The 22,678-nt window shown below is 71.6% G+C and carries 21 protein-coding genes; 13 read left to right on the top strand and 8 right to left on the bottom strand.

Features of this window, described 5'->3' with window-relative positions; all coding sequences use genetic code 11:
* The first annotated feature begins 31 nt into the window (after positions 1-31).
* The gene (locus FHX44_RS32895; RefSeq protein WP_147259340.1) at positions 32-1,234 is read left to right on the top strand and encodes an MFS transporter; all 1,203 of its coding nucleotides are present in this window, start codon (positions 32-34) and stop codon (positions 1,232-1,234) included.
* A gap of 26 nt (positions 1,235-1,260) precedes the next feature.
* Here FHX44_RS32895 and FHX44_RS32890 read toward each other — a convergent pair whose 3' ends face one another.
* From FHX44_RS32890 to FHX44_RS32880, 3 genes are read right to left on the bottom strand one after another with little or no spacing between them, the layout of a single operon-like run.
* Complete coding sequence (locus FHX44_RS32890) at positions 1,261-2,445, bottom strand: MFS transporter (RefSeq protein WP_147259339.1); 1,185 nt, start codon at positions 2,443-2,445, stop codon at positions 1,261-1,263.
* Positions 2,446-2,480: 35 nt separating this feature from the next.
* Entirely contained in the window at positions 2,481-3,848 is a 1,368-nt protein-coding gene (locus FHX44_RS32885) for an NtaA/DmoA family FMN-dependent monooxygenase (protein WP_147259338.1), read from the bottom strand.
* Position 3,849: 1 nt separating this feature from the next.
* The gene (locus FHX44_RS32880) at positions 3,850-5,055 is read right to left on the bottom strand and encodes an LLM class flavin-dependent oxidoreductase (RefSeq protein ID WP_147259337.1); all 1,206 of its coding nucleotides are present in this window, start codon (positions 5,053-5,055) and stop codon (positions 3,850-3,852) included.
* 349 nt (positions 5,056-5,404) lie between these two features.
* Between FHX44_RS32880 and FHX44_RS32875 the strand changes: the two genes are divergently transcribed.
* From FHX44_RS32875 to FHX44_RS32845, 7 genes are all read left to right on the top strand, one after another.
* Positions 5,405-6,187: an ABC transporter ATP-binding protein gene (locus FHX44_RS32875; protein ID WP_246170717.1), complete on the top strand. Its 783-nt coding sequence runs from the start codon at positions 5,405-5,407 to the stop codon at positions 6,185-6,187.
* Between the two features lie 17 nt (positions 6,188-6,204).
* On the top strand, positions 6,205-7,233 hold the full coding sequence (locus tag FHX44_RS32870; RefSeq protein WP_147259336.1) for an aliphatic sulfonate ABC transporter substrate-binding protein: 1,029 nt from the start codon (positions 6,205-6,207) through the stop codon (positions 7,231-7,233).
* On the top strand, positions 7,230-8,039 hold the full coding sequence (locus FHX44_RS32865; protein ID WP_147259335.1) for an ABC transporter permease: 810 nt from the start codon (positions 7,230-7,232) through the stop codon (positions 8,037-8,039). Before FHX44_RS32870 ends, FHX44_RS32865 begins: the two co-directional genes overlap by 4 nt.
* 270 nt (positions 8,040-8,309) lie before the next feature.
* Positions 8,310-8,795 (top strand): GNAT family N-acetyltransferase, encoded by a 486-nt coding sequence (locus FHX44_RS32860; RefSeq protein WP_147259334.1) that lies wholly within the window; start codon positions 8,310-8,312, stop codon positions 8,793-8,795.
* Entirely contained in the window at positions 8,792-9,724 is a 933-nt protein-coding gene (locus FHX44_RS32855; protein ID WP_147259333.1) for an amino acid ABC transporter permease, read from the top strand. Before FHX44_RS32860 ends, FHX44_RS32855 begins: the two co-directional genes overlap by 4 nt.
* Complete coding sequence (locus FHX44_RS32850; RefSeq protein ID WP_147259332.1) at positions 9,721-10,488, top strand: amino acid ABC transporter ATP-binding protein; 768 nt, start codon at positions 9,721-9,723, stop codon at positions 10,486-10,488. Before FHX44_RS32855 ends, FHX44_RS32850 begins: the two co-directional genes overlap by 4 nt.
* Positions 10,489-10,535: 47 nt before the next feature.
* A complete protein-coding gene (locus FHX44_RS32845; protein ID WP_147259331.1) occupies positions 10,536-11,504 on the top strand; it encodes an ABC transporter substrate-binding protein in 969 nt (322 codons plus the stop codon).
* Positions 11,505-11,508: 4 nt separating this feature from the next.
* Here FHX44_RS32845 and FHX44_RS32840 read toward each other — a convergent pair whose 3' ends face one another.
* Positions 11,509-12,117, bottom strand: a complete 609-nt coding sequence (locus FHX44_RS32840; RefSeq protein ID WP_147259330.1) for a DsbA family protein — start codon at positions 12,115-12,117, stop codon at positions 11,509-11,511.
* Between the two features lie 29 nt (positions 12,118-12,146).
* Positions 12,147-14,462 carry a molybdopterin-dependent oxidoreductase gene (locus tag FHX44_RS32835; protein WP_147259329.1) on the bottom strand — a complete coding sequence of 772 codons (2,316 nt, stop codon included), beginning with the start codon at positions 14,460-14,462 and terminating at the stop codon, positions 12,147-12,149.
* A gap of 313 nt (positions 14,463-14,775) precedes the next feature.
* Between FHX44_RS32835 and FHX44_RS32830 the strand changes: the two genes are divergently transcribed.
* The gene (locus FHX44_RS32830; RefSeq protein WP_170309134.1) at positions 14,776-15,471 is read left to right on the top strand and encodes a M50 family metallopeptidase; all 696 of its coding nucleotides are present in this window, start codon (positions 14,776-14,778) and stop codon (positions 15,469-15,471) included.
* A gap of 148 nt (positions 15,472-15,619) precedes the next feature.
* Here FHX44_RS32830 and glnA read toward each other — a convergent pair whose 3' ends face one another.
* On the bottom strand, positions 15,620-17,035 hold the full coding sequence (gene glnA / locus FHX44_RS32825) for a type I glutamate--ammonia ligase (protein WP_147259327.1): 1,416 nt from the start codon (positions 17,033-17,035) through the stop codon (positions 15,620-15,622).
* Positions 17,036-17,128: 93 nt separating this feature from the next.
* Positions 17,129-18,007: a LysR family transcriptional regulator gene (locus FHX44_RS32820; protein WP_170309133.1), complete on the bottom strand. Its 879-nt coding sequence runs from the start codon at positions 18,005-18,007 to the stop codon at positions 17,129-17,131.
* A gap of 83 nt (positions 18,008-18,090) precedes the next feature.
* Between FHX44_RS32820 and FHX44_RS32815 the strand changes: the two genes are divergently transcribed.
* The 4 genes from FHX44_RS32815 to FHX44_RS32800 all read left to right on the top strand — a co-directional run bounded on the left by FHX44_RS32815 (position 18,091) and on the right by FHX44_RS32800 (position 21,840).
* A complete protein-coding gene (locus FHX44_RS32815; protein WP_212612756.1) occupies positions 18,091-18,909 on the top strand; it encodes an isocitrate lyase/PEP mutase family protein in 819 nt (272 codons plus the stop codon).
* Positions 18,910-19,252: 343 nt separating this feature from the next.
* Positions 19,253-20,146 (top strand): MetQ/NlpA family ABC transporter substrate-binding protein, encoded by an 894-nt coding sequence (locus FHX44_RS32810; RefSeq protein WP_147259324.1) that lies wholly within the window; start codon positions 19,253-19,255, stop codon positions 20,144-20,146.
* 3 nt (positions 20,147-20,149) lie between these two features.
* Positions 20,150-21,184 carry a methionine ABC transporter ATP-binding protein gene (locus tag FHX44_RS32805; RefSeq protein ID WP_147259323.1) on the top strand — a complete coding sequence of 345 codons (1,035 nt, stop codon included), beginning with the start codon at positions 20,150-20,152 and terminating at the stop codon, positions 21,182-21,184.
* Positions 21,181-21,840 carry a methionine ABC transporter permease gene (locus tag FHX44_RS32800; RefSeq protein ID WP_147259322.1) on the top strand — a complete coding sequence of 220 codons (660 nt, stop codon included), beginning with the start codon at positions 21,181-21,183 and terminating at the stop codon, positions 21,838-21,840. The genes FHX44_RS32805 and FHX44_RS32800 overlap by 4 nt, the downstream gene beginning before the upstream one ends.
* 4 nt (positions 21,841-21,844) lie before the next feature.
* Here FHX44_RS32800 and FHX44_RS32795 read toward each other — a convergent pair whose 3' ends face one another.
* On the bottom strand, positions 21,845-22,654 hold the full coding sequence (locus FHX44_RS32795; protein ID WP_147259321.1) for an SDR family NAD(P)-dependent oxidoreductase: 810 nt from the start codon (positions 22,652-22,654) through the stop codon (positions 21,845-21,847).
* Positions 22,655-22,678: the final 24 nt, after the last annotated feature.

The following is a 22,678-nucleotide window of genomic DNA, read 5'->3' as shown; positions in this document are numbered from 1 at the left end:
ATCGACGACGTCCACGCGCACGCACGCCAAGATGGGCGACGTGGCAGAGCGGACGACCCCGACCCGCCGGACTCGGCCCGGGCCGGTGTTGCTCGCCGTCGCGGTGATCCTCGTGGCGTTCAACCTGCGACCCGCGATCACCAGCGTCGGCCCGGTGCTCGACCAGGTGCGGGCGGCGTTCGCGGCGACCGCGGGCTGGGTCGGGCTGCTCACCACCGTGCCGGTCCTGTGCCTCGCCGCGGCGGGCGCCGTCGCGCCGCGGCTCTCCCGCAGGGTCGGGCTGCGCGGCGCGATCGTCGTGGCGCTCGCGGCCATCACCGCCGGGCTGGTGCTGCGGGTCCTCGGCGGCCCGACCCTGATGATCGCCGCCACGGTTGTCGCGACGAGCGGCGTCGCCGTCGCGGGCGTGCTCGTGCCCGTGGTCGTGCGGGCCGGCTTCCCCACCCGCGTCGGCCTGATCACCGGCCTCTACACGGCCGCGCTCCAGGCCGGTGCGACGGTCGGGTTCGCGCTCACCCCGCTGCTCGCCGCGGCCCTCGGCGGCTGGCGGGCAGCCCTCGCGGGCTGGGCCGTCCTCGGCGCGGTCGCGCTCGCGGGATGGCTCGCGTGCGGGCGCCCCGCCATCCCGGCTGCTGGACCGGCCCGCGACGACGACCGCCCCTCCCTGCTCCGCTCGCCGCTGGCGTGGACCGTGACCGCGTTCTTCGGCCTGCAGGCGTTCGTCGCGTTCGCCGTGATGAACTGGCTGCCCCTCGCGTTGATGGACCGCGGGGTGAGCCGCACCGACGCAGGCCTGCTGCTCGGCCTGCTGTCGATCGTCGCCCTCCCGGTCAGCCTCCTGGTGCCGCCGCTGGCGGGCCGGGCCCGGGGCCAGAGCGGCTGGATCCTCGCGCTCAGCGCGTGCGGCGCGGCAGGGCTCCTCGGGTTCCTAGTGGTCCCCACCGCCGGCCCGGTGCAGGCCCTGCCCTGGGTGCTGCTGGTCGGGCTCGGGATGAGCGTCTTCTCCCTCGCCCTGACGGTCATCGCGCTGCGGGCGTCGTCCGCCGAACGCACCGCGGACCTGTCGGGCATGGCGCAGGGCATCGGCTACGTGATCGCCGGCACCGGCCCGTTCCTCATCGGGCTGCTGCACGACACCACGGGCGGCTGGACCGTCCCCTTCGCCGTGCTGCTCGCGGTGGTGGTGGCCCAGGCCGTCACCGGCACGCTGGCCGGCCGCCCGCGCGCGCTCTGACCCACCTGGCCACCGGCGACCGGTGATCAAGCGCTGACGCCAGGGGCCGAGCGCACGCGGCGGAGCGCGAGCAGCCCGGCGGCGCCGATGAGCCCGCCTGCCGCGGAGATCGCCATGACCGGCGTGTAGCTGCCTGCGACCGTGCGCAGCCACGCGGCGCCCAGCGGCACGAGGGCCTTGGTCACCGTGAGGACCGCCGCCAGCAGCCCGGCGAGGGTGGCGTAACCGGCCACGCCGTACCGCTCGGCGAGCAGCGCGGGCCGGGCGATCGTGCTCACGCCGAAGCCGAGCCCGATGGCCAGCACGCACGCGACGGCCGGCGCCAGCGCGTTCCCCACGACCGGCAGCAGCGCCAGCCCGACCGCCTGGAGGGCGAAGACGACGGCCAACACCGTCATGCCGTACCGGCGGGCCGCGAACGTCGTCACCACGCGCCCGGTCACCGACATCACGCCCAGCAGGCCCGCGACGTTCGCGGCGACCGTCGGGGCGTGGCCGAGCTCGCGCAGGTACGCCACCAGGTGGACCCCGACGACGAAGATGCCGATCCCCTGGGCGACGAAGACGCCCGCGATCAGCCAGTAGCCGGGATCGCGCACGGCGCTCGCCGTGGTCCTCCTGGCCTCGCGGCGCTGCGGTGCGAAGTGCGGCGGCCGCCGCACCAGCATGTGCAGCGGGACGGTGAGCCCGCCGTAGACCACGGCCAGGACGACCAGCGCCTGCCGCCAGCCGTACGCCTCGACCAGCACCGCGGTGAGCGGCATGAAGATCGTCGAGGCGAAGCCGCCCGCGATCGTGATCGCCAGCATCGCCGTCCCGCGCCGGGCGTCGCAGAACCAGGTGACGACCACGGCGAACGCCGCCTCGTACAGCACGCCCGCGGACGCGACCCCGAGCCCGAACAACACCGCGTACAGCGCGACGATGCTGGTCACCTGCGACCAGGCGAGCAGGAGCAGCGTCGCGAGCACCGAGCAGCCGACCATGAGCACGCGTCCGCCCCACCGGTCGAGCCAGCGACCGGCCGGCACCGCGGCGAGTGCCGCCGCCAGCAACGAGACGGTCTGGGCGCCGGTGACGACCGTGCGATCGGCACCCAGCGCCTCCTGCATCGGCACGAGCAGGACGGCGAACGCGTAGGTGAGAACCCCGTAGCCGGCCGTCGCGGTGACCGCGAGTGCGGCGACCATCCACCAGCGATAGGGCCGCATACCGAGCACCGTACGTCCGGCCGCACCGGTTCTGACTACACGGCGGCGGCCGCGCTCCCGGAGCGGCGCGGCAACGGCGGCAGGCCGAGGTTGTCGCGCAGCGTCGTGCCCGTGTACTCGGCGCGCAGGGAGCCGCGTTCCTGGAGCAGCGGCACGACCCGGTCGACGAACTCGTCGAGCCCCCGCGGCACGAGGTGCGAGCCGATGATCAGCCCGTCGGACCCGTCGTCCTGCACGAAGTCGTCGATCTGCTGTGCCACCTGCGCCGGCGTGCCGACGAACGGGCCGCGCTCGAACTGGTCGATCACCAGCTCGCGGAGGCTGAGCTTCTTCGCCTCGGCGATCTCCCGCCAGCGCGCCACGGTGGCGAACCGGTCCTGGTGGACGAACGCGCGGCCCTCGATGATCGGCGGCGCGTCCGGGTCGGGGTCGACGTCGGGCAGCGGCCCGTCGGGGTCGTAGCCGGACAGGTCGCGGTTCCAGACCTGCTCGAGCAGGATGAGCGCGGTCCGGCCCGTGATCTGCTGCTCGCGGACCTCCCGGTAGCGCTCCCCTGCCTCGGCCTCGGTGTCGCCGAGCACGAAGCTCGCCGACGGGAGGATCTTGAGGTCGTCGGGGTTCCGGCCGAACTTCGCCGCGCGGGCCTTGACGTCGCGGTAGAAGTCCGCGGCCTCCGGCAGCTTCCCGAAGGGCGAGAAGATCGCGTCGGAATGGCGGGCGGCGAAGTCCCTGCCCTCCGGCGAGACACCCGCCTGCAGGATCACCGGGCGGCCCTGCGGGCTGCGGGGCACGGTGAACCGGCCGTGGATGTCGAACTGGTTGCCCTTGATCGCGAACGTGCCGGCGTCGGGCCTGCGGAGGAAGCGGCCGGTCGCCTTGTCCGCGACCAGGTCCTCGTCGTCCCACGAGTCCCACAGCGTGCGCAGCGCCTCGATCATCTCGGCGGCCCGCTCGTAACGCCGGGACCGGTCGAGGAAGCCGCCTCGGCGGAAGTTCCGGCCGGTGAACGCGTCGAACGACGTGACGACGTTCCAGGCGGTCCGGCCGCCCGAGAGGTGGTCGAGCGTGGCGAACTGCCGGGCCAGCTCGTAGGGCTCGTTGAAGGTGGCGTTGATCGTGCCGGCGAGGCCGAGGTGGGTGGTGACGGCCGCGAGCGACGCGAGCACCGGCAGCGTGTCCGGACGCCCGACGATGTCCTGATCGAAGATCTTCCCGGCGCGCTCGCGCAGCGCGAGGCCCTCGGCGAGGAAGAAGAAGTCGAACCTGCCGCGCTCGGCGGTGCGCGCGGTGTGCTCGAACGTGGAGAAGTCGATCTGGCTACCGGCGTCGGGGTGCCACCAGGCGGTGTGGTGGTTCACGCCGCCCAGGTAGGCGCCGAGGATGATCTGCTTGCGGGTGCTCATGTCAGACGGCCTCTGCGTAGCGGTTGGGGACGGCGGTCGGCAGGCCCAGCAGCCCGCGCAGGGAGGAGACCTCCGGGTAGGACGTGCGGTGCAGGCCGCGCCGCTGCAGCTCGGGCACGAGGTCGGTGACGATCCGGTCGAGGTCGCCGGGCAGCGCCGCAGGCCGCAGCCGCACCCCGCGGTAGCCCAGCGCCTGCCAGGAGGCGACGAGATCGGCCAGCTCGGCGGCCGACCCGCCGAAGACGGTGGTGTCGCTGGTGTACGGCTCGCCCGCCACGTCGTCGAGGCGGCGCAGCCGGTCCGCGCCCGACTCCCCCGGGCCGTCGAGCGCCGCCACGACGTCGGCGTAGACGTGCAGCGGCTCCCCGTCCCGCCCGACGTCGGCGACCGCCCGGGCGACGTCACCGAGCAGCGCCTCGGCGCCACGAGCCGCGGTGGGCGTCACGAACACCAGGTCGGCGGCGCGGGCGGCCAGCTCGTACGGCTCGCGGCGGTGGGCGAGCACGCTCACCACCGGCTGCCCCTGCGGGGGCCGCGGCGTGATCGACGGGCCGCGCACGGAGAAGAAGCGGCCCTCGAAGTCGACGTGGTGCACCTTGGAACGGTCGATGAACCGGCGGGTGGCGACGTCGCGGATCTCGGCGTCGTCCTCCCAGGAGTCCCACAGCCTGCGCACGACGTCGATCACGTCCGCGGCCTCGTCGAACAGGTCGCGCAGCTCGGCCGGCAGGTCGGCGGCCGCGAGGATGCGCGGGTCGTACCCGCTGATGACGCGCCTGCCGACGAGCGCGGCCTCGGCGGCCGAGCCGGACACCCTGGCCTGCCAGCCGGCCCGCCCGAGCGAGGTGTGGTCGAGGGTCGCGAGCGCCTTCGAGACGTGGAACGGCTCGGTGTGGGTCGTGGTCACGGTCGGCACCAGTCCGATTCGCGACGTCAGCGGCGCGACGAAGGACGCGATCAGCAGCGCGTCGAGCCGGCCCCGCACCTCGTCCACGCGATCGTCCGGCACGCCGATGCGATGGGTCTGGATGCCGAACGCGTCGTCGATCGTCACGAGGTCGAGCAGGCCGCGCTCGGCGGTGCGGACGAGATCGGCCCAGTAGCGGGGCGAGAACAGGTCACGGGGCCGGGCGTTCGGCTCGCGCCACGCGGCGGGGTGCCAACCGGCACCGTCGAGCGCGACCGCGAGATGAAGGTGATCAGGCATTTCCTGCCTCTCGGGCGGAACGGATGACGGGTCGAATGAAATGTCCGGTCAGTTCCGACAACGGGCACTGTGCACCCGCATCAGATCGATGAACCGGCGACCTACCAACGGTGTTCCCACCACGCAATCGACGCTATGCGCGGCTCGCCGCACCGACAAGGGGCGATGATCCCCGTCACGGCGTTTGCCCCGGACCACCTGCGCCGAATAGCGTGCCGTCGTGGCGCACACGGACCGTGGAGCAGGCGAGGATCTCGCCGCCCGGCTGTGGCTCGACCTCGGGTACGGGGTGAGCGCCGCCTGTCGGTGGTAGCGGACCCACTCCCCTCCTCCCGACAAGGATCTCTTCGTGCAGACCACCGCCACGCGGCTGGCCGCGGCTCCCGTCACGCTCCGCGGCGTCGGTCGCGCCTTCGACGCGCACACCGTCCTCGACGGGATCGACCTCGACGTCGCGGCGGGCGAGGTGGTCGCGCTGCTCGGCGCGTCCGGGTGCGGCAAGTCGACCCTGCTGCGGCTCGTCGCCGGGCTCGATCGTCCGACGTCGGGCGAGGTGCTGATCGACGGGGCACGCGTCGAGGGGATCGATCCGCGCGCGGCCGTCGTGTTCCAGGAGCCGCGCCTGCTGCCGTGGCGCACCCTCTCCGAGAACGTCGCGTTCGGCCTGCCGGACGGCGGGTCGCGGGCCGAGCGGCGGGCCGAGGTGGAGCGCGCGCTCGACCTCGTCGGGCTGGCCGCGTTCGCCGGGTACCGGCCGCGGGCGGTCTCCGGCGGGATGGCCCAGCGCACCGCGCTCGCCAGGGCCCTCGTGCGCCGTCCCGGCGTGCTCCTGCTCGACGAGCCGTTCGCCGCCCTCGACGCCCTCACCCGCCTGCGCATGCAGGATCTCGTCGACGACCTGCAGCGCGCGGCGGGTGCCACCGTCCTGCTCGTCACCCACGACGTCGACGAGGCGCTCCAGCTCGCCGACCGCGTCGTCGTGCTCGCACCCCCGCAGCCGGGTGCCGGTTCCGGCATCGGGCACGCGCTCGACGTGCCCGGCGCCCGTCCCCGCGACCGCGCCGACCCGGTGCTCGCCGCACTGCGCGTCCAGCTGCTCGACCGCCTCGGCGTGCCCCGCCACCAGCCCTGATCCACCCGGAGACCACGATGACCCGCTCGCTCCCCCTCCTCGCCCGCATCGGTGGGCTCGTCGCCGCATTCGGCCTGCTCGCCGGGTGCGTCTCCGGCGAGAACGCCGACGGCTCCGTCGACGCGCAGGCTCCGGCCGGCGTCCAGGTGCGCCTCGACTACGCCTACTACAACCCCGAGAGCCTCGTGATCAAGGAGCAGGGGTGGCTCGAGCAGGAGCTCGGCCCCGGCTCCGTCGAGTGGGTGCTCTCGCAGGGCAGCAACAAGGCCAACGAGAACCTGCGCGCGAACGCGATCGACATCGGCTCCACCGCGGGCACGCCGGCGCTGCTGGCCAGGGCGAACGGTTCGCCGATCCGCTCGATCGACGTCTACAGCCGCCCCGAGTGGTCGGCGATCGTCGTGCCGCGGGACTCCACGATCACGGATCCGGCGCAGCTGCGCGGGCAGAAGATCGCGGCCACCCAGGGCACCGACCCGTACTTCTTCCTCCTGCAGACACTCGCCCAGGCCGGTCTCTCGGCGTCGGACGTGGAGATCGTCAACCTCCAGCACTCCGACGGCAAGATCGCGCTCGAGCGCGGCGACGTCGCCGCATGGGCCGGGCTCGACCCGTTCATGGCGCAGACCGAGCTGGAGGTGGGGTCCCGGCTGATCTACCGCAACCTCGACTTCAACTCCTACGGACTGCTGAACGCCGACGAGGAGTTCCTGGTGCAGAAGCCGGACGTCGCCCAGACGGTCGTGCGTGCCTACGAGCGGGCCCGTGCCTGGATCCAGGAGAACCCGGACGCGGCCGTGCAGACCCTCGCGACGGCGGCGAGCATCAAGCCGGAGATCGCCCGCCAGCAGCTGCTCACACGCACCCAGCTCGACATCGACCCGGTGCCGGGCGAGCCGCAGCGCGCCGTGCTCTCCCGGCTGCTGCCCCTGCTGGTGAGCGACGGTCTGGTGCGCTCGGAACAGGAGGCGAGGACCGCGTTGGACACGCTGTTCGAGCCGAGGTTCGCCGAAGCGGCGCGAGGCGCCACCTCGGCCGGATCATGACGCTCACCGAGCGCCGACCCGCGCCGGCCCCGCCCGTCGCGCCACACCGCGCCCGCGGTCTCGCCGGGTCCGCGCTGCTCGGGCTCGTCGTCCCGGTGCTGTTCGTGCTGGCATGGCAGGTACTGGCGACGTCGGGCGAGTTCTCGCCGTCGCAGCTGCCCACGCCGGGTGCGGTGCTCGCCGCGCTCGCGGAGCTCCTGCGCCGCGGCGAGCTGTGGCTGCACATCGCGATCAGCACCCAGCGCGTGCTCGCCGGGTTCGCCTTCGGCGCGGGGGCCGGCCTGGTGCTGGGCGGCATCGTCGGGCTCTCCCGCCCGGCGCGGGCGCTCCTTGCGCCGTCCATCCAAGCCGTACGGGCGGTGCCGTCACTGGCGTGGGTGCCGCTGCTGCTGCTCTGGCTGGGCATCGGCGAGACACCGAAGATCACGCTCGTGGCGATCGGCGCGTTCTTCCCCGTCTACACCACGGTGTCGGCGGCACTCGCCCACGTCGACCGGCACCTCGTCGAGGTCGGCCACGCGTACGGCCGCACCGGCGTGCGGCTGTTCCTGCAGATCCAGCTGCCCGCGATCGCGCCCGGCGCGCTGGCGGGGCTGCGGCTGGGCCTCGCCCAGGGCTGGCTCTTCCTGGTGGCCGCCGAACTGATCGCCTCGTCGATCGGGCTCGGTTTCCTGCTCATCGACAGCCAGAACACCGGCCGCACCGACATCCTGCTGCTCGCGATCGTGCTGCTCGCGGTGCTCGGCAAGGTGACCGACGGCCTGCTCGGTCTCGCCGAGCGCCGGCTGCTGCGCCGCTGGACATGAGTGCACGAAAGCCCTCGGACATTTCCCCCGAACATTTCACGCCGAACATTTCACGCCGAACATGTCCGGCCAATTGTGTGCGGCATTTCGCGTGACTTGACAACCCGCACGAGTGCCGACATAAAGTTTGCGCATGCGCTTTTCCGGGTCGCGGCGGCGGCACGTCGACCTGTGCCGCACGCAGACCGCGCTCTGTCGCTGATCCTTCCGCGCATTCCCCTGAACACCGCTGTCGCGGGCGTTCACCCCTGCCTTCTTCCGGAGGATCCGATGAGTGCACCGGCACTCGACGCACGCCTGGTCGCCTACACCGACCCGCTCGTCCTGCCGTTGCTCGCCGAGCTGGACCGGGAGTACTCCACCCGCTACGGCCACACCTTGGGCGACCTGCGCCAGGAGGCGCTGCGCGGCGCCGCCGAGTTCGGGCCGCCCGACGGTGGCCTGCTCCTCCTGCTCGAAGGGGGCGAGCCGGTGGCCGGGGGCGCGTTCCGCCGCTTCGACGGGCGCACGGCCGAGCTGAAGCGGATCTGGACGCACTCGGCGCACCGGCGCCGGGGCCTCGCCCGGCGGGTGCTCGCCGAGCTGGAGAGGGAGATCGCCGCGCGCGGCTATCAACGGATCCACCTGACGACCGGACCCCGCCAGCCGGAGGCGAAGGGGCTCTACCTCGCCACCGGCTACACCCCGCTCTACGACCCGGACCTGCCGCCGGAGCGGATCGGCCCGCACCCGTTCGAGAAGGTGATCAGGCCATGACGCTCTCCAGGGACGTCGCGCCGGCCCCCGTGCTGCACGGCCCGGCCGAGGAGCTGCGGATCGTCCCGGCCCGGCACCCGTGGCGGTGGGTGGCAACGGCCGTGGTGGCCGTGCTGCTCGCGATGTCGATCAACGCGCTGGTCACGAACCCGGCGTGGGACTGGCCGACGGTCGGGCAGTTCCTGTTCGCGCCGTCGATCCTGCGGTCGGTCGCGCTCACGTTGCAGCTCACCGTGCTGGGGATCGTCCTCGGGTTCGCGCTGGGCACGGTCCTCGCGGTGATGCGCATGTCGCCCAACCCGCTCCTGCGCTCGGTGAGCTGGACCTACATCTGGGTCTTCCGCTCGGTGCCGCTGATCCTGCAGCTGCTCTTCTGGTACAACCTCGCGCTGCTCTACCGGACGATCGGGTTCGGCGTCCCGTTCGGCCCGACGTTCGTCGAGATCGGGACGATGGACCTGGTCAGCCCCGTGACGGCGGCGGTGCTGGGGCTCGCGCTGCACCAGGCCGCCTACGCCGCCGAGGTGGTGCGCGCCGGGTTCCTCGCGGTGGACTCAGGCCAGCTCGAGGCGGCCGCGGCGCTGGGCATCCCGAAGCTGCGGCAGTTCCGCCGGATCCAGCTGCCGCAGGCCATGCGCACGATCGTCCCGACGGCGGGGAACGAACTTATCGGCCTGGTCAAGGGCACGTCGGTGGTCTACATCATGGCGCTGTCCGAGCTCTTCTACCAGGTGCAGGTGATCTACACGCGCAACGGCCGGGTGATCCCGCTGCTGCTCGTCGCGGCCATCTGGTACCTCGCGCTCACCACGGTCATGTCCATCGCGCAGTTCTACGTCGAGCGCCACTACGCCCGCGGCGCGCAGCGGGCACTGCCCCCCACCCCGCTCCAGCGGCTGCGGGCCACCCTGCGGCGGGGCGCGTCATGAGTACGCCCATGGTGGAGCTGCGGGGCGTCCACAAGAGCTTCGGCGCGCTGGAAGTCCTGCGCGGGATCGATCTCACCGTGCGCAGGGGCGAGGCCACCGTGCTGCTCGGGCCGTCGGGCTCGGGCAAGTCCACGCTGCTGCGCGCGATCAACCACCTGGAGAAGGTCGACAAGGGGTCCGTCCTCGTCGACGGCGAGCTGATGGGCTACCGCCGATCCGGCAACCGGCTGCACGAGCTGTCGGAGCGGCACATCCTGCGCCAGCGCACGCACATCGGGTTCGTCTTCCAGAGCTTCAACCTCTTCCCGCACATCACGGTGCTGGAGAACGTCGTGGAGGCGCCGGTGTCGGCGCAGGGCCGCGACCGCGCCGCTGCCACCGCGCACGCACGGGAGCTGCTGGACCGGGTCGGGCTCGCCGACAAGACCGACGAGTACCCGCGGCGGCTGTCCGGCGGCCAGCAGCAGCGGGTCGCGATCGCGCGGGCGCTCGCGCTGCGCCCGAAGCTCGTGCTTTTCGACGAACCGACGTCGGCCCTCGACCCGGAGTTGGTCGGCGAGGTGCTCGACGTGATGCGCGACCTCGCAGGCACCGGCACGACCATGATCGTCGTCACCCACGAGATCGGCTTCGCCCGCGAGGCGGCCGACACCGTGGTGTTCCTCGACGCCGGCCGCGTGGTCGAGCAGGGTCCGCCGGCCCAGGTGCTCGACGCACCACGAGAGGAACGCACTCGCGCGTTCCTCGGCGCAGTCCGCCACTGAGTTCATCCCTGACGCGTTCATCGCTGAAGCCCATCGGAGGAAATCACGTGTCGAGGTTCTGGAGCCCTCTCCTGGCCGCCGTCCTGCTGACGCTCGCCTCCGTCGCGTGCGCCGGCCCCGATCCGGACCAGGTCGCCCAGCGGGCCGCGCCGCCGGGCGCCACGGTGAACACGAGCCCAGAGCAGAACCGGGTGCGCGCCGAGAAAGTGGACGCGATCGCGGCGCTCGTGCCGCAGGAGATCCGCGACCGCGGCCGGCTCGTGGTCGGCACCACCGGCTCCGGCAACCCCCCGCTGTCCTTCCGCGCCGACGACGACACCACCGTGATCGGTGTCGAGCCGGACATCGCCCATCTCGTCGCCGACGTCCTCGGGCTGGAGCTGCACCTGGAGCCGACGTCGTGGGAGAACCTCTTCCTCGCCGTCGAGTCCGGCCAGTACGACGCCGGCTTCTCGAACGTCACGGTGACCGAGGAGCGCAAGGACAAGTACGACTTCGCCACCTACCGCGTCGACACCGTGTCGTTCGAGGTGCGCGAGGACTCCCCGATCCAGCGGATCGCGGAGCCGAAGGACGTCGCCGGGCTCACGATCTCGGTGGGTTCGGGCACCAACCAGGAGGAGATCCTGCTGCGCTGGGACGAGCAGAACCGCGCGGCCGGGCTCGCCCCCGTGGACTTCCGGTACTACCAGAGCCCTGGCGACTACTACCTCGCCCTGGACTCCGGGCGCATCGACGCCTACCTGGGCCCGAACCCGACGCTCGCCTACCACGTCGCCGTCGGCGGCACGACCAGGATCGTCGGGTCGGTGTCGGGCGGGGGCGATGTCAAGGCCGACATCGCGGCCATGACCCGCAAGGACAACGGGCTCGTGCGCGCGCTCAACGAGGCGCTGAACACGGTGATCCGGAACGGGTCGTACGCCGAGGTGCTGGACCGCTGGAACCTCGGCAGCGAGGCCGTCGCCACCTCGGAGATCAACCCGCCCGGTCTGCCCCGCAAGCCCCTGTCGTGACGGTTCAGCGCCGGACGACGGTGTGCTTGAACTCGTTGAGCTCCGGCCAGCCGGTGAGCAGGTCCACGACCCGGTCGATGGTCCTGATCGACGGCGCGGCCTCGCTCCCGATCGGGGAGCGGTCCATGAGCCGGACGAACACGGCCTCGTCGCCTGCGATGAACGTGGGCACACCCCACACCGTGTGCGAGGCGACGTAGCGCTCGTGCTCGGCGCGGACATTCGCGAGCGCGGCGCCGGAGTCGACCTGCTCGAACACGGCCGCTGCCGGCACGCCGTGCTCGGTGAGCACCTTCTCGACGACCGCCCGGTCCTCCAGGTGCAGCCCGTCGTCGTGCCGGGCCGCGAAGAGGCCGCGGTGCACGGCCGGGAAGAGGTCGGGGTAGGAGTCCCGCACCACGACCCCGGCCTGCAGGGCGAGGATCCCGGAGTCCTGCGAGGGGTCGTCCCAGACGCTCACCCCACCTTCCTCCACGTGCGCCTGGCCGAGCGAGAACGGGAGGAACTGCACATTCCAGTCGGCGCCGGCTGCAAGGCCCGTGAGGATGTGCTCGTGGGCATTGCGGGCGAACGGGCAGCGGTAGTCCCAGGTCACGGAGAAAGAGGTCGCCATGGACCACTCAGCGCCTGCGAGGCCGGTTCCTATTCCGGTTTCGCACGCAGTGCGTCATCTCCCGGAATGCGGACCGGTGGCACGAATGCCCGTACGGATGGCAGCGGCGCGGGCGCCTTGCGCACCTCGACCCGCGAGAGCTGGCCCGTGCACCCCTGCGCGAGCCGGGAGGTGCCGATGTCGGTGGTGACGGCGTTCGGGTTGCCGTGCACGCACGTCGCGACATCGGGTGCGCTCGGGTCGAACCAGGCCCCGGTCGACAGCTGCACCACGCCCGGCGCGACGTCGTCGGACGGCACCAGCCCGGCGAGGACGCTCCCGACCCGGCTCTCCACGAGGACGACGTCGCCTGCCGCGAGCCCGCGCGCGGCGGCGTCGGCCGGGTGCATCCGCACCGGCTCGCGTCCGGCGACCTTCGCGTCCGCGCTGCCTGCGCCGTGGTCGAGCTGGCTGTGCAGCCGGGTGGCCGGGTTGTTCGCGACCAGGAACAGCGGGAACGGGCCCGTGCCCGGGGGTTCGGCCAGGAACTCCGGCTCGAGCCACGTGGGGTGGCCGGGGCAGTCGTCGTAGCCGAAGGACGCGATCGTCGCCGAGGCGATCTCGATGCGTCCGCTCGGCGTCGGCAGCGGGTGGGCGACGGGGTCGGCGCGGAAGTCGGCGTAGAGCACGCGGTCGCGGCTGACCCGCGGGAGGTCGATCCGGCCCTTCGCCCAGAACCCGGCGAAGTCGAGCCCCGGGTCGCCGCCCTCGGCAAGTGCGGCCCGCCAGCTCTCGTACAGGTGCTCGAGCCACTCCCACTCGTCGCGGCCCTCGTCGAACTCCTTGCCGACGCCCAGCTCCTCGGCCAGCGCACGGAAGATCGCGAAGTCGGACCGCGCCTCGCCCCGCGGCTCGGTGACCCGTGGCATGGCGATCAGGGCGTCGCTCTCGCGGGCACAACCGAGGTCGTCGCGCTCGAGGGTGGTGGACGCCGGGAACACGATGTCGGCGTGGCGCGCGGTCGCGGTCCAGAACTGCTCGTGGACGATCACCGTCTCCGGGCGGGCGAACGCGCGCCGCAGCCGGGCGAGGTCCTGGTGGTGGTGGAACGGGTTGCCGCCCGCCCAGTAGACGAGCCGGATGTCGGGGTACCGCAGGCGCGCGCCGTCGAAGTCGAACCCGTCGCCCGGGTGCAGCAGCATGTCGGCGATCCGCGCCACGGGGATGAAGTCCGTGACGGTGTTGAACCCCTGGGGCAGCGTGGGCAGCGGCCCCTCGGCCCGCGGCCCGCCGATCCCGGCCATCGCGCCGTAGCCGTGCCCCACCCCACCGCCGGGGAGCCCGATCTGGCCGAGCACGCAGGCCAGCGCGACGCCCGTCCACAGCGGCTGCTCCCCGTACCGCGCCCGCTGCAACGACCAGCTCAGCGTGATCATCGTGCGGTGCGCGGCCATCTCCCGCGCCAGCGCGACGATCCGCTCCTCGGGGACGGCGCAGATCCGGGACGCCCACGCGGCATCGCGGACGACGCCGTCGGTCCGCCCGTCCAGGTACGACCACCACTCGTCGAACCCGGCGCAGTGGGTGCGCAGGAAATCTCCGTCGTGCAGGCCGTTCCGGACGAGCGTGTGCGCCAGCCCGAACATCAGCGCCGTGTCGGTGCCGGGGACTGGCGTGATCCACTCCGCGTCGAGGTCGGCGACCAGGTCGTCGCGCAGGGGCGAGACCAGCACGAACCGGGCGCCCCGCTCCCGCGCCCGCCGCAAGTGCCCGACCGTGGCGTGCCGGGTGACTCCGCCCGCGTTGACCTGTGCGTTCTTGGCCGGGATGCCGCCGAAGCAGACGAAGAGCTCCGTGTGCTCGGCCAGCACCGACAGCGAGGTCGATCGCATGATCGGGTCGTCGTTGCCGACGATGCGGCGCAGCAGCGGGCGCGCGGCGCCCAGGCTGTAGGTCTCGACGGAACGGGTGTAGCCGCCCAGCACGTTGAGGAACCGGTGCACCTGGCTCTGCGCGTGGTGGAACCGCCCCGCGCTCCCCCAGCCGTAGGAGCCGCCGAAGATCGACGCATTGCCGAACGCGGTGCGGACCCGGTCGAGCTCACGCGCGGCCAGTGACAGCGCCTGCTCCCAGCCGACCGGGACGAAGTCGTCGTGCCCCCGCCGCTCGTCCGGACCAGCGCCCCGCTCCAGGAACCCTCGGCGCACGTGCGGCACCAGCACCCTGACCCGCTCGTCCAGCATCGCCGGCACGTTGCGCAGCAGCGCGTCTGCCGGATTCGGGTCGGTCGGATCGGGCCGGACCTCGAGCCCGGCGGCCGTCTCGACGGCCTCGAAGGCTCCCCAATGCGAACTGTGCAGCGTCACGAGTCGTCCCCCACCTCGACGATCCTGCCGTTCCGCATCGATCCTGCGGTTCGCCGTCCGCTCATCGGGCACCGTGTGATCCACGGCACGCTACTTCCGTCAGCCGAGCAACTCCACCGGCATGTCGACCCCGGCGCTCCCCGATCACAGCGTCGTCGACGTCAGTCGATAACGCAGCGGATGCAACCCGCTACCTGTCGATAACGCAGCGGGCATCGTCGGCGACGCCATGTACGACCATGCTCGCCCGTCCGGTGTGTCACGAACTCCCGCAAGAGTCCTCCGACCCCGCGCACAGGAGGGGACGTACAACGTGATCGGCGTCGTGCAAATCACCGATCCGACCCTGGATGCAGTGAACGCGATCCCTGTGGTCGGCGAGCCGCTGGCCTGGGGGTTGGGATTCGCGATGCTGCTGCTCGTCGTGTTCACCGACTCCTGGGCACGGTCGCTCGTCACGGTGGCGCACGAAGGCGGACACATGGCCATGGCGGTGCTCACGTTCCGCGGACACAGGGGCTTCACGCTCAAGGACGGCGGGGGCGGTGCGACTGAACTCATCCGATACCACTGGAGCGTCAGCGACCTCCTCACCACCTTCGCCGGCTATCCCACACCATGTCTCCTCGGGCTCGGGGGTGCGGCAGCCATTGGACACGGCAACGCATGGGCGGTCGTCTGGGCCTCGCTGTTCCTTCTGATCTGGAGCTTCTTCCAGGCCGCGAACGCGCTCGCAAACGTGGTCACACTACTGGCGGTGATCGGCGTTGGATGGGCGGCTCTTGCGGGCACGGCCTATGTTCACGCCGCGGTGGCGGTCGGAATGGTGTGGTGGATGCTGATCGGCGGCGTCTACTACTCGACGATCGCGTTGAGTCGGGGGGACAGGAGCGACGCACACCTCCTTGCGTCACGCACGTTGATCCCGCGCATCGTGTGGCATGCCGCGTGGGCGGCAATCGGGATCGCCTGTCTTGTGGCCGGTGCGCGGCACATGCTTGTTCGTTGACCACCACCATGCGGCGAGGGTCCCGGCGGGGAGGTCTCGGTCGGCGCATCCCGTCGTGCCTGACGCATCCCGTTCGATGGGTGGCGCCGACGGAAGCCGGTGCGTGAGCGGACAACGGGTGCGAGAGCTGAGCCCACACCGTCCGTCGTCAGAGGTCGTAATAGAGCATGAACTCCCACGGGTGCGGGCGCAGGCGGATCTGGTCGAGCTCCTTGGTCCGCTTGTAGTCGAGCCAGGTCTCGATGAGGTCCTCGGTGAAGACGCCGCCTTCGAGCAGGAACTCGTGGTCGGCCTCCAGCGCGTCCAGTACCGCTTCGAGTGACCCCGGCACCTGCTTGAGGTCGGTGGCCTCCTCGGGCGTGAGCTCGTAGAGGTCCCGGTCGACCGGGTCCGGCGGCTCGATCTTGTTCCGGATCCCGTCGAGGCCGGCCTGCAGCATCGCGGTGAACGCCAGGTAGGGGTTCGCCGTGGGGTCGGGGCAGCGGTACTCGAGGCGCTTGGCCTTGGCGCTCTGGGTGTACATCGGGATGCGGACGCACGCCGAGCGGTTGCGCTGCGAGTAGACGAGGTTGATCGGCGCCTCGAAGCCGGGGACGAGGCGGCGGTAGGAGTTCGTGGTCGGTGCGCAGAACGCCAGCAGCGCGGGCGAGTGCGCGAGGATCCCGCCGATGTAGTGGCGGCCCATGTCGCTGAACCCGGCGTAGCCCGACTCGTCGTAGAAGAGGTTCTGGCCGTTCTTCCACAGCGACTGGTGGACGTGCATTCCCGAGCCGTTGTCGTCGAAGACCGGTTTCGGCATGAAAGTGGCCGTCTTCCCCGCCTTCCAGGCCGTGTTCTTGACCACGTACTTGTAGTTCATGACATTGTCGGCCATGGCCAGCAGCGACGAGAAGCGCATGTCCATCTCGGCCTGGCCCGCGGTGCCGACCTCGTGGTGCTGGACCTCGATGGGAATGCCCAGGTCCATGAGCGTCAGGACCATCAGGCTGCGCAGGTCCTGGTGCTGGTCCATCGGGGGCACCGGGAAGTAGCCCTCCTTGTAGCGGGGACGGTAGCCGCGGCTCCCCGGCTGCCCCGACGCCCAGACGCCCTCGACCGACTCGATGTGGTAGTAGCCCTCGTGCTGGTTCTGGTCGAACCGCGCCCCGTCGAAGATGTAGAACTCCAGCTCAGGACCCCAGTAGGAGACGTCGGCGAGCCCGGTCTCGCGCAGGTGGTCCTCCGCCTTCTTGGCGATGTAGCGCGGGTCGCGCGAGTAGCTCGCCTGCGTCACGGGGTCGGCGACGAAGCAGTGGATCTGCAGCGTCGGCACGTCCCGGAACGGGTCCATCACGGCCGTCGCCGGGTCCGGCATGAGCAGCATGTCCGACTCGTGGATCTCCTGGAACCCGCGGATCGAGGAGCCGTCGAAGCCGTAGCCGGTCTCGAACCCCTCCTCGGTGAGCTCCTCGACCGGGATGGAGAAGTGCTGCATCAGCCCCGGGAGGTCGCAGAACCGGAGATCCACGATCCGCGCACCATTCTCCTGCGCCAACGCGAGGACGTCTTGCGGCGTGTCAGGCATGTCCAGCTCCTCGTCGAGTCTGGCCTGCGTGGTGGACGTGTCAGTCCTACGCCGCGGCCGCGCCTGGCGCTACGTCCAGTCGGCGAGCGCGGGTCACGCCCGCCGCAGTTCCGCCAGCAAGGTCCGGGTGGCGGCCGAGAGGTAGCCGCCGCACCTCGTCACGAGCGTGACCGGCACGCTGACTTCGAGATCGCCGACGTCGAGCGCGACGAGCGAACCCGCGGAAAGCTCCTCCTGGATGCTGCTTTCGGGCACGAGCGCGATCCCGAACCCCGCTTCGACGAGCCGCTTCTGGGCGGTCAGGCTGTCGATGCGCAGGATCTGGCTCTCCGCCACGCCTGCCGCATCCATGACCCGGCGCACGGAGGCGCCGGATGCCTCACCGGGACGTTCCGGGAAGGCGAGCCACCGCTCCCCCGCGAGCGCGCTCAACGCGGCGATCGGCGTGCCCGCGCGCTCAGGGGAAGCGGCGATCACCATTCGCTCGGTGTACAGCGTCTCGCACTCCAGTTCGGGAGCCGGATCCGCGGAGTACCGGAGACCGACGGTGACGTCGGCGCGGCGCACGAGGTCGCTCACCTCCTTGCTCGTGGCCGTGCGCAGGGTCAGCTCGACGTCCGGGTGCCGCTGTGCGAACCGTCGCAGCACCGAGGTGAGGTTCGTGCTGGCCAGCGTCCCGACCAGTGCGACCGTCACGGGGCCGCTGTCCTCCGACCGCACGGCACGCACGGCCGCCTCCGCGTCCTGCACGCTCGCCAGCACGGCCTCGGCGAACGGCAGCAGCGCGCGTCCGGCCTCGCTCAGCACGACCCCGCCGGGCACGCGCTCGAACAGCGGAACGTCCAGTTCCTTCTCGAGCAGCGCGAGCCGCCTGCTCACGGCCGGCTGGGAGCGGAACAGGGCGGCCGACGCCCCGGTGACCGTCCCGGATCGGTGGATCGCGATGAAGGTGCGCAGCGCTTCGATCTCCATGGCGCCCCCCATGCAAGTTGCTGATGGCATTGGTCAGCAGTATGCATTGGGCAAATGCCGCCCGCAGACCTACCGTCGACGGCATGGGACGTTCAGCCGCCTTCCGAGACCTCCACGACCGCACCTTCGTGATGCCGAACGCCTGGGATGCCGGGAGCGCGATCGTGCTGGCGGAGGCGGGGTTCGCGGCGATCGCGACGACCAGCGCCGGGATCGCGTTCTCACTCGGGAAGGCGGACCACGGGATCCCGCAGCACGCGACGGCCGTCTCCCGAGGCGAGATGTTCGACCGGATCCGGCAGATCACCGCGGCGGTCGACGTCCCGGTCAACGGCGATCTCGAAGCCGGCTACGGCGACGCTCCCGAGGCCGTCGCCGAGACCATCCGGCTCGCGCTCGACGCCGGCCTCGCCGGCGGCAACATCGAGGACTTCGCGGGCGGTTCGCTGTACGACGAGGAGCTCGCCGTGGAGCGCATCGCCGCGGCGCGAGAGGCAATCGGCCGGCACGACTTCGTCCTCACCGCTCGCACGGACGGGCTCCTGCTCCGGCCGCCGGGCGAGCTCGCCGACTCGATCCGCCGCGCCAACCGCTACCGCGAGGCGGGAGCGGACTGCCTGTACGTCCCGGGTGTGAACGAGCTCGACGCGGTCGCCACGCTCGCGCGCGAGATCGACGGCCCGCTCAACGTCGTGATGGGGCTGGGCGCCACCAGCCTCACGGTCGCGGCGCTGCGGTCGGTCGGCGTCGCGCGCATCAGCCTCGGCGGCAGCATCGCCCGCGCCGCCCTCGGCTTCGTCCGCGAGAGCGCCCGTGAGCTGCGGGACAGCGGCACGATCACCTTCGCCCACCAGCAGATCCCGCAGACCGAGCTCAACGAGCTGTTCGCCCGCCGGGCGTGACCACCGCAGCGTCCGTGCCCGCCGTCGCCGCGCTCCTCCCCGGCCGGAGGGACGGCTAGCCCGAACGGGTGGTGTATCGTGGCTGATCGTGACGGGCAAGGGCGGTCCGACGGCCGCGCCCGTCGGGAACGGCGTGGGATCAGGTTTCCCCCGTTCCCCGTACCCGATCAGGTGCCCTGGCGGCCTGCCCCGTCCGCCCGTCGATGGCTGCTGTCGTCCGTGCTGTATATGGGGCTTTCGCCTCCGCTGAGCCTGCGCGCCTGATCAGATCGCCGGCCTCGGGGCGTGAGCCCCGCCCGCGACCCAGCGCAGATGACCGTGCCCCCGAAAGGACCACCACCCCATGTCGCGCTTCTCGCGCCTGACCCGCGCCGTCCTGCTGGCGCTACCGCTCGCCGTGCTCGCGGCCTCGTGCGCGGCACCGGGCTCCGCACCGTCGAGCGGTGATTCCGGCCAGGTCGTCTCCATCGGCGTCACCGACGCCGGTGAGAACTACTGGAACGTCTACAAGGAGAAGGCCGCTGCCAAGGGCATCACGGTCAACCTCGTCAACTTCACCGACTACAACCAGCCCAACCCGGCCCTGTCGCAGGGCCAGCTGCAGCTCAACCAGTTCCAGCACCTGCTGTACCTGGCGAACTACAACGTCAAGAACAACGACGACCTCGTGCCGATCGGGGCGACGGCGGTATACCCGCTGCCGCTGTACTCGACGAAGCACACGTCGGTCGACCAGATCCCCCAGGGCGGTCAGATCGTCATCCCGAACGACCCGACCAACCAGGCACGCGCGCTGCTGGTCCTGCAGGCCGCCGGGCTGATCACGTTGCGCGGCGGCGGCAACTCGCTGTCGACGCCGAACGAGATCGAGTCCGCCAAGGTGGAGGTCGTGCCGGTCGACGCCGCCCAGACGGCGGCCAACCTGCCGAGCGTCGACGCCGCGATCGTGAACAACAACTACGCCACGGCGGCGAACCTCACCGTCCAGCAGCGGATCTTCGCCGACGACCCGAACAGCGAGTCGTCCAAGCCCTACATCAACGCCTTCGTCGCCCGGGCCGAGGACAAGGACAACCCGGCCTACCTGGAGCTGGCGGCGCTGTACCACGACCCCGAGGTCGAGGCCGCGATCCGCGCCGACCTCGGCGACACCGGCGTCTTCAAGACGAACGACGTCGCCGACCTGCAGGCCACGACCGACCAGATCGAGAACGACATCCGCGCGGCGGGTTCCTGAGCCGTGGCACCGCTGATCTCCTTCCGCGGAGTGAGCAAGGTCTTCCCGTCCGGACGCGGCCAGGAGGTGCGTGCCGTCGACGGCGTCGATCTCGACGTCGAGGACGGGGAGATCACCGGCGTCATCGGCCACTCCGGGGCCGGGAAGAGCACGCTCGTCCGCATGATCAACGCACTCGAGCTGCCGACGGAGGGCACGGTGACCGTCGGCAGCCGGGTGACCGGGGAGCTCGGCGAGCGCGGGCTGCGCGAGCTGCGCGGGGAGGTCGGGATGATCTTCCAGCAGTTCAACCTGTTCTCCTCGCGCACCGTCGCAGGCAACGTCGGCTACCCGTTGCGGATCGCGGGCTGGTCGCGCGAGCGGCGCCGCGAACGGGTGGCCGAGCTGCTGGAGTTCGTCGGGATCGCCGAGAAGGCCCGCCAGTTCCCGAGCCAGCTGTCGGGCGGGCAGAAGCAGCGGGTGGGCATCGCCCGCGCGCTGGCCACGTCGCCGCGGATCCTGCTCGCCGACGAGGCCACCAGCGCGCTCGACCCGGAGACCACCAAGGACGTCCTCGCGCTGCTCAAGCGGATCAACCGGGAGCTGGGCACCACGATCGTCGTCATCACCCACGAGATGGACGTCGTGAGCTCGATCTGCGACACCGTCGCGGTGATGGAGCAGGGCCGGGTGATCGAGCGCGGCCCCGTCTTGTTCAGCGACCCGCGCGAGCCGGCCACCCGCCGCTTCGTGCACAGCGTGCTGCACGACCGGCCGTCCGAGGAGACCCTCGTCCGGCTGCGCGAGCACTTCCCGGGCCGGATCGTCACCGTCGGGATCCGCGACGACCCGGCCGTCCGTACCGCGGTGTCCGAGGTGATCGCCGGCCACGACGTGCGCAGCACGATCATCTACGGCGGGATCCGCGAGCTCGCCGACAAGCCGTTCGGCAGCATCACACTCGAGCTCGCCGGCGCCGACCCCGCGATCGACGCGCTGATCGCCGAGCTGCGCACGCACACCCACGTCGAGGAGCTCGCGCAGGTGGTGCGCTCATGACCGACTGGGCGACCCTGTCCCCCGTCCTGTGGCTGTCGTTCCAGCAGACCGTCTACATGGTCTTCTGGACGATGCTCATCGCCGGGGCACTCGGCCTCGTGCTCGGCGTGGCCCTCTACGCGACGCGTCGCGGCGGCCTGTTGCAGAACGGCCCGCTGTTCGGGCTGCTCAACGTGCTCGTGAACATCATCCGCCCGATCCCGTTCATCATCTTCATCACCGCGATCGGGCCGCTCACGCTGCTCGTGATGGGCACGACGATCGGCACCCAGTCCGTGCTGTTCCCGATGTCGGCGATGGCGACGTTCGTGATCGGCCGGATCGTCGAGCAGAACCTCATCTCGGTCGACCCCGGCGTGATCGAGGCCGCCCGCGCGATGGGCGCGAGCCGTTTCCGGATCATCTGGAGCGTCCTGATCCCGGAGGCACTGGGGCCGCTGATCCTGGGCTACACGTTCATCTTCATCGGCGTCGTGGACATGTCGGCCATGGCGGGATACGTCGGCGGCGGCGGGCTCGGCGACTTCGCCATCAGCTACGGCTACCAGCAGTTCAACTGGACGGTCACGCTGGTCACCGTGGTGATCATCGTCCTGATCGTGCAGCTGGCCCAGCTGGTGGGGAACTGGCTGGCCCGCAAGGCCCTCCGCAGGTGAGTCCCTACAGATCGGTGCTGCGGGTGACGTGCTCCCAGGCACGGAGCTCCGCTGCGTTCGACTCCATGGACGCCGCGATCGCGTCGGCGGCGTCGTTGCCGAGGGCCAGGCGCAGCGGGGGTTCCTCGGCGTCCAGCGCGTCGAGGATGGCGGCCGCGGCCTTGGCGGGGTCGCCCGGCTGCGTGCCGTCGAAGTCCCGCTGCATCTTCCGCACCGGCCCGACGATGTCCTCGTAGGCGGCGATGGGCTCGCTCATCCGCATGCCACCCCCGTGCAGACCGGTCCGGAATGCGCCGGGCTCGACGATCAGCACGCGGATGCCGAGCGGGCCGACCTCGGCCGCCAACGCCTCGGACCAGCCTTCCAGCGCGAACTTCGTGGCGCTGTAGGCGCCGACCCCGGGGAACGACAGACGCCCGCCGAGGCTGCTGAACTGCACGATCGCGCCGCCGCCCTGGACACGCAGGTGGGGCAGCGCGGCGCGGGTGAGCGCGACGGGCCCGAAGAAGTGCACGTCCATGAGATCGCGCAGCTCGGCCTCGGTGGTCTCCTCGGCCGCACCGATCAAGGCGAGGCCCGCGGCGTTGACCAGCACGTCGAGCCGGCCGTGCCGATCCACGACGCCGTCGACGACGGCCTTGCCCGCGGCCGCGTCGGCGACGTCGAGCTCGACCGCCTCGACGCCGTCCGGGAGGCGGTTCGTGCGCCGCGCCGCGCCGACCACCGTGTCGCCCGCGGCCACCGCCGCCGTCGCGAGCGCTTGCCCGAAGCCGGAAGAGGCGCCGGTGATCAGCCAGACCCTGGCTCGTGTCATGGCCGGGACGCTACCGACGCCCTG

The sequence above is a fragment of the Pseudonocardia hierapolitana genome (assembly GCF_007994075.1).
Classification (GTDB): Bacteria; Actinomycetota; Actinomycetes; order Mycobacteriales; family Pseudonocardiaceae; genus Pseudonocardia; species Pseudonocardia hierapolitana.
Note: the sequence above shows the minus strand (reverse complement) of the source record. Positions and strands in the feature narration are given on the sequence as shown.